This is a genomic window from Plasticicumulans sp., from assembly GCF_035331805.1.
Lineage (GTDB): Bacteria > Pseudomonadota > Gammaproteobacteria > Competibacterales > Competibacteraceae > Plasticicumulans.
Genome location: NZ_DAOLKE010000051.1, coordinates 1 through 6,623 on the forward strand (window position 1 = coordinate 1; position 6,623 = coordinate 6,623).

The following is a 6,623-nucleotide window of genomic DNA, read 5'->3' on the forward strand; positions in this document are numbered from 1 at the left end:
CGCTGGGGCGAAGGCGGCGGCGCTCAGCGCCCGGCCGCCGGCGCGCGCCAGCGTGCCGAGCAGGTGACCGAGGTGGCCGCGGAAGGCCTGGTCGAACGCAGCGAGCGCCGCGCGCCGGTCGGGGTTTCCGGCGGCCGCCAGTTCGCTGCGCAGCCACGGATGACAGCGCAGGGCCCCCTGGCCGAACACGATCAGCGTGCGCGTCAGGATGTTCGCGCCCTCGACGGTGATGCCGATCGGCAGCGCCTGATAGACGCCGGCCAGCCAGTTCGACGGCCCGTGACAGATGCCCTTGCCGCCGTGGATGTCCATCGCGTCGTTGACCGCCGCGCGCATGCGCTCGGTCGACTGGTACTTGACGATCGCCGAGACCACGGCCGGCTTCTCGCCGAGATCGAGTGCCAGCGTGCTCAGCCGGCGTGCGGCTTCGAGCACGTAGGCGTGGCCGCCGATGCGCGCCAGCGCCTCGGCAACGCCTTCGAAGCGGCCGATCGGCAGCTTGAACTGCCGGCGCACGCGCGCGTAGGCACCGCTGACGCGCGCTGCGTACAGCGCCCCGGCCGTGCCGTTGGCCGGCAGCGAGATGCCGCGGCCGGCCGCGAGGCATTCCATCAGCATCGTCCAGCCGTGCCCGGCGCAGGCCGGGCCGCCGATGATCCAGTCGAGCGGGATGAACACGTCGCGCCCGCGCGTCGGGCCGTTCATGAAGGCCTGGTTGCCGGGGAAGTGCCGGCGGCCGATCTCGACGCCGGGGTGCGTGGTCGGGATCAGCGCCAGCGTGATGCCGATGTCGGCGCGATCGCCGAGCAGGCCGTCGGGGTCGTGCAGCCGGAAGGCGAGGCCGAGCACGGTCGCGACCGGTGCCAGCGTGATGTAGCGCTTGTCCCAGCTCACGCGGATGCCGAGCGTCTCGCGGCCCGCGTGCAGGCCGCGGCAGACGACGCCGCGATCCGGGATCGACGCGGCATCGGAGCCGGCCTCGGGGCCGGTCAGCGCGAAGCAGGGAATGTCCTCGCCGCGCGCCAGCCGCGGCAGCCAGTGGTCCTTCTGGGCCTGCGTGCCGTAGGCGAGCAGCAGTTCGGCCGGCCCGAGCGAGTTCGGCACCATGACCGTGACCGCGACGCTGACCGAGCGCGAGGCGATGCGCGTGACGACCGCCGAGTGCGCCTGCGCCGAGAAGCCGAGCCCGCCGTATGCGCGCGGCACGATCATGCCGAGGAAGCCCTGCGTGCGGATCGTCTGCCAGAGCGCCGGCGGCAGGTCGCGATCGACGTGCGTGATGCGCCAGTCATCGATCTGCGCACAGAGCGCCGTGGTCGGGCCGTCGAGGAAGGCCTGTTCTTCGGCACTGAGGGCCGGGGCCGGCAGCGACAGCAGCCGCTGCCAGTGCGGATCGCCGGCGAACAGTTCCGCCTCCCACCAGACCGTGCCGGCGGCGAGCGCCTCGCGCTCGGTGTCCGACATCGGCGGCTGCGCCCGGCGCACGTGATCGGGCAGCGGCGCGAGCAGGCGCAGGCGCAGCGGCGTCAGGTTCCAGGCGAGCAGCGGCAGCCAGGCCAGCCAGAGACCGCGCACGCCGTCGGCCAGGGCATCGAGGAGCAGCAGGCCGGCGCCGAGGACGGCCGTGGCCACCGGCAGGGACACGCGGGCGGCGGCCAGGGCCAGGCCGGCGAGCAGCAGCAGGATCAGTCCGGCGATGGCGGTGCTCATGATCGGGTTCTCCGGCACGGGGGCGGATGGCATGCGCCGGGCAGGAGGGGCAGCCACGCCTGTGCTGACAACATCCGTAGCACAGCCGCTGCCCGGAATCAGGCGCTTGCGCTGCGCTCCGTTCCCGCTGCGCCCGGCTTTCCAGCGGAAGCCGCGGCCGATCCGGAGGGCGACCTGATGATGGCAGCCCCTCGCCGCAGCGTCCTGAAACGACCTGTCACGGCGTGCTGCCGCATCCGGGGCTGGCTGCGCCATGCCGGGGCAGCAGGACATCGGGCAGCGGTGAGGGGCTGCGGGTTCCGTGTCTCAGCGGCGCCGGATCCAGTTCTTCATGGCTTCCACGTCCCGTGGATCGTAGGCATCGAGCCAGTGTTCGGTCTGCTGCAGGCGCGACTGCGCGGTCAGCAGGCCGTTCTCGTCGCCGGTGCGGATCAGGCGCTTGATGCGCCGGCGGTACAGCTGCCAGTCGGCGCAGAGGTCTTCGAGTTCGGTCTCGTTGGCCGGCAGCACGCCCGAGCGCATGCGCACCCGGTAGCCGATGCGCTCGCGCCGCTCGGCATGCGCGGCGAGCACGGCTGCGAGTTCGCCGGGCGCCACGTCCACGTAGGACTCCACCGCCGGGTTGCCGCAGCCGGCGGCCAGCACCGCGTACAGCAGCACGACCCTCAGGGCACGCATGGCGAGCGGTCCGGATTCAGGATCGGCGCTCCGCATCCATACCCGTGGCCGTGGCCGTCACCGGCTGCGGGCGGCAGGACGGCATCGCGAGGCGCGAGGGCTGTATTCCTTGCAACGCAGGGCCATGAGGTGTATGGCGTATCGTTCATGATGTAAATTTAGTTGAACATTAAATTTCGACTGATGATGGTTCAGGAATTGATTGACGCTATGCGAAATTAAAATACAAGTTTATTCTGTATCACGGCATCTGTCGGATGTCGCCCCCCTCGATCTCGGCCGGCGCTCCCCCTGCGCCGGCCGCTTTTTTTCGGGCTTTCCCCAACAGCATGCGGGCAGCACGAAGACAGCAGGAAGCATCCGGCGCTGCAGCCGCGCCACCCCCTGCACCGGCCGGCGGCAGGAAAGTGCATCGCAGACCCTGCGGGATACGTCAATTGCCGGTGGCCGGGAACGTCTGCTGGCCTATGATCGGCCGGGTGCGCGATCCGTATCGGGGCCGGGTCGCCGGGGGGCGAAATGGTTGCAAGCGAAGCAGGTGCAGGCTGGTTTCTCGAAGGCGTCAGCGATCAGGGCGGCCACTGGCTGGTGCGCATCACCGGCACACCGTTCATCGTCGGGCGCGTCGAGAGCTGCGACCTGTACCTGAATGACACCGGGGTGTCGCGCCAGCATGCGCGACTCGAATTCGACGGGGCCGGCCGGCCGCTGCTCAGTGACGAGGGCAGCACCAACGGCACCTTCGTCAACTACCAGCGCCTGGAGGCCCGCGCGCCGCAGTCGCTCAACGATGGCGACATCGTGCATTTCGCCAAGATGGCCTTCCGGCTGGTGCATCGCGAGCAGTCGAAGGCTCCGGCGCCGGTGGTCGAGGGCATCGAGGGCGGCACGATGTTCCAGCAGGTGGCCGCGTTGCCGGAAACCTTCACGGCTGCGGCCCACGAGAAGCTGTTCTTCGATCTGCTGGCGAAGGGCGCGGTGTCGCCGTGGTTCCAGCCGATCATCAGCCTGCGCCACGGCAAGCAGGTCGTTGCCTACGAACTGCTCGGGCGCGGTGCGCAGCCGGGGCTGTCGAGCTCGCCGGCGGAACTGCTGAAGATCGCGCACGCGACCGGCCGCACGGTCGAACTGAGCGACCTGTTCCGCAAGACCGGCATCCGCCGCGCGCAGGAGCTGGGGCTGTCGCGCGTGTTCTTCAACACGATGCCGGCCGAGATGTCGATCCCGCTGCTGCGCCGGCTGCTCGGCGAGCTGCGCGTGATGGCGCCGGTGCTGCCGATGGTCATGGAGGTCCACGAGCAGGCGATCGCCGACATCGAGCTGATGCGCGATGTGCGCGCGCTGCTCGGCGAGCTGAACATGAAGCTCGCCTACGACGACTTCGGTGCCGGTCAGGCGCGGCTGGTCGAGATCATGGAAGTGCCGCCCGACGTGCTGAAGTTCGACATCGGCCTGGTGCGCGGCATCAGCTCCAAGCCGCAGCGCGTGCAGACCATGGTCGCCGACCTCGTGCGCATGGCCGCCGGCATGGGCGTGCGCACGCTCGCCGAGGGCATCGAGGCGCAGGAGGACTCCGACTTCTGCGAGGCGGCCGGCTTCGACCTGATCCAGGGCTATCTGTACGGCCGGCCGACGCCGGACCCGCTGCCCGTCGCCGGCTGAAACCGCGCCCGCTCTCTTTCAGCGCGCACCGGCCTGCTCGCTGAAGCGCCCGTCGCGCAGGCTCAGCCGCACGCTGGCCGGGCGGCCCGGGAAGTTCGGCGCATCGTCGGGGCCGACCACCTTCGCCGGCAGGCTCAGCACGATCTCGCCGGGCGTGCGGCCACGGGCGGCCCGCGCCTGCAGTTTTTCGATCGCCCGCCAGCCCTTGCCGCCGATCGCGATCACGTCGAGCAGCGTGTAGTACGGCTTGCCGCCGGCGCCTTCGCCCGCTTCGAAGGCTGCGAGGTACTGCGTATGACGGTTGCCGCCGCCGAAACCCTCGACCGTGAACAGCACCAGCAGCAGCGTCTGCCCGGCATCGGGCTGCAGCGTCTGCGTTTCGGTTGCCTCGCGATACCAGCTTGCGTAGCCGTCACGCAGCAGCTCGCTCAGCCGCTGCACCTGTTCGAGCAGCGCCGGCGGTGGTGCGGCCCAAACCGGCGGGCTCAGGCACAGGCTCAGGCAGGCACTCCGCAGCAATACGATCGGGCGGCGCATCGGCAGGAGGACTCCAGGGCTGGCGGACGGACGCCGCCAGCATAGGCGGCCGGCGCAGGACGACGGGCTTGCCAGCCGCGGGGCGGCGGTGTCAGGGTCAACGGACCGGTCTCCGGCGAGCCGGCAGCAGCCCCGGCCCGTCGCGGCCGGCCCGGTTCCGTTTGCCTGGAGCCTGCGCGCATGCAGAGCAACCTGATTCTCGACACCGATTCCTACAAGGCTTCGCACTGGCTGCAGTACCCGCCGGGCACGACGCAGGTCTACGCCTACATCGAGGCGCGTGCGAGCCACGTCGATGGCGTCGACGCGACGCTGTTCTTCGGTCTGCAGGCCTTCCTGAAGACGTATCTGTCGCGGCCGGTCGGCGCCGATGACCTCGCCGAGGCGCGCGAGTTGTTCGCGACGCACGGCGAGCCGTTCAACCTCGACGGCTGGCAGCACATCCTCGATCGCCACGGCGGCTGGCTGCCGGTCGAGATCCGCGCCGTGCCCGAGGGCAGCCGCGTGCCGCTGCGCCAGGCGCTGGTGACGATCGAGAACACCGATCCGGCCGTGCCCTGGCTGACGGGCTACCTCGAAACCGCGCTGCTGCGCGCGATCTGGTATCCGACCACGGTCGCGACCATCAGCCGCACGGCCAAGGAAACCCTGCGCGCCGCGCTCGAACGCACTTCCGACGATCCGGCCGCATCGCTGGCGTTCAAGCTGCACGACTTCGGCGCCCGCGGCGTGTCCTCGGCCGAATCGGCGCGCCTCGGCGGCATGGCGCATCTGGTCAACTTCATGGGCACCGACACGGTCGAGGCGATCCGCGCGATCCGCACCTGCTACGGCCCGGCCGACGGCATGCCGGCGTTCTCGGTGCCGGCCGCCGAGCATTCGACGATGACGATGTGGGGCGAGGCCGGCGAACTCGACGCCTACCGCAACATGGTGCGCCGCTTCGGCCGGCCCGGCGCGATCTACTCGGTGGTCAGCGACTCCTGGAGCCTCGCGCGCGCCGTCGACGAGCACTGGGGCCGGACGCTGCGCGACGAGGTGCTTGCCGCCGGTGGCACGCTGGTCGTGCGGCTCGATTCCGGCGACCCGATCGACAGCATCCGCTACGCGCTCGAATCGCTCGGGCACAGCTTCGGTTTCAGCATCAACGGCAAGGGCTACCGCGTGCTCGACGGCGTGCGCCTGCTGCAGGGCGACGGCATCGATCTTTCGAGCCTCGCGCATCTCTGCACGGCCATCGCCGATGCCGGCTGGAGCCTCGACTGCTTCGGCACCTTCGGCATGGGCGGCGCGCTGCTGCAGAAGGTCAACCGCGACACCTTCTCGTTCGCGCAGAAGGCCTCGTGGGGTGTCGTCGACGGCGAGGCCCGCGACATCTGCAAGCGTCCGCAGGGCGATCCGGGCAAGGCCTCGAAGGCCGGGCGCATCGCCAGCCACCGCCACCGCGGCGACGGACGCTGGTGCACGGCGATCGAGGGCACGCTCGATGCCGGGGAATGGCAGCCGATGCTGGAGCCGGTCTGGCGCGACGGCAAGCTGTTGCGCGAGCAGGATTTTGCCGACGTGCGCGCCCGCGCCGAAGCCGGGTTCGGCCGAAGCGCGTTTCCGTAGGGAGTATCGGGGATCGGCGGCCGGCGCGCGCCGGATGTTCGACTATCCTGACCGGGGTCCGGTCGCCTGACCCGTGGCCGGCATGCACCTTCCCTGTCGGCCAGACGTATCGAGGAGAGCAGGCATGACCGATATGGACCCCGCCATCGTCGAGCGCTTCGTCTACGACTGGTGTACGGCCGAAGCGCGCGGCACGCCGTCGGCGCGTGCGCTCGCTGCGATCTATGCCAGCACCTACATGGCGGACGCCCGCCTGCTGGGATTCGTCGATCTGCGCGCCCTCGACGAAACCCGCCTGAACTGGGCACTGAACCTGATCCGCGCCTACGTCGAAGGCGACTTCACGGCGCCGTGGCCGCGCGCGGTCGCGCTGTGCGCGCTGTACGACCTGATTCCGGCCGAAGCGGCCTGAAGCACCGTCCGCC

6 protein-coding genes are annotated in these 6,623 nt (G+C 70.4%); 3 read left to right on the plus strand and 3 right to left on the minus strand.

Annotation, left to right across the window (positions count from 1 at the left end; genetic code table 11):
* Positions 1–1,710, minus strand: a 1,710-nt coding sequence (locus PKE44_RS05875; protein ID WP_324548997.1) for an acyl-CoA dehydrogenase, incomplete at its 3' end; no start/stop codon positions are given.
* Positions 1,711–2,016: 306 nt separating this feature from the next.
* On the minus strand, positions 2,017–2,388 hold the full coding sequence (locus PKE44_RS05880; RefSeq protein WP_324548999.1) for a hypothetical protein: 372 nt from the start codon (positions 2,386–2,388) through the stop codon (positions 2,017–2,019).
* Positions 2,389–2,907: 519 nt separating this feature from the next.
* On the opposite strand from PKE44_RS05880, the gene PKE44_RS05885 reads away from it, so the two are divergent.
* Positions 2,908–4,050 (plus strand): EAL domain-containing protein, encoded by a 1,143-nt coding sequence (locus PKE44_RS05885; protein WP_324549001.1) that lies wholly within the window; start codon positions 2,908–2,910, stop codon positions 4,048–4,050.
* A gap of 18 nt (positions 4,051–4,068) precedes the next feature.
* Here the strand turns inward: PKE44_RS05885 and PKE44_RS05890 are convergent, their stop codons facing one another.
* Positions 4,069–4,587: a hypothetical protein gene (locus PKE44_RS05890; protein WP_324549003.1), complete on the minus strand. Its 519-nt coding sequence runs from the start codon at positions 4,585–4,587 to the stop codon at positions 4,069–4,071.
* A gap of 180 nt (positions 4,588–4,767) precedes the next feature.
* Between PKE44_RS05890 and PKE44_RS05895 the strand changes: the two genes are divergently transcribed.
* Both PKE44_RS05895 and PKE44_RS05900 read left to right on the plus strand, forming a co-directional pair.
* Complete coding sequence (locus PKE44_RS05895) at positions 4,768–6,198, plus strand: nicotinate phosphoribosyltransferase (RefSeq protein WP_324549005.1); 1,431 nt, start codon at positions 4,768–4,770, stop codon at positions 6,196–6,198.
* A gap of 124 nt (positions 6,199–6,322) precedes the next feature.
* Entirely contained in the window at positions 6,323–6,610 is a 288-nt protein-coding gene (locus PKE44_RS05900) for a hypothetical protein (RefSeq protein WP_324549007.1), read from the plus strand.
* The last annotated feature ends 13 nt before the right edge of the window (positions 6,611–6,623 follow it).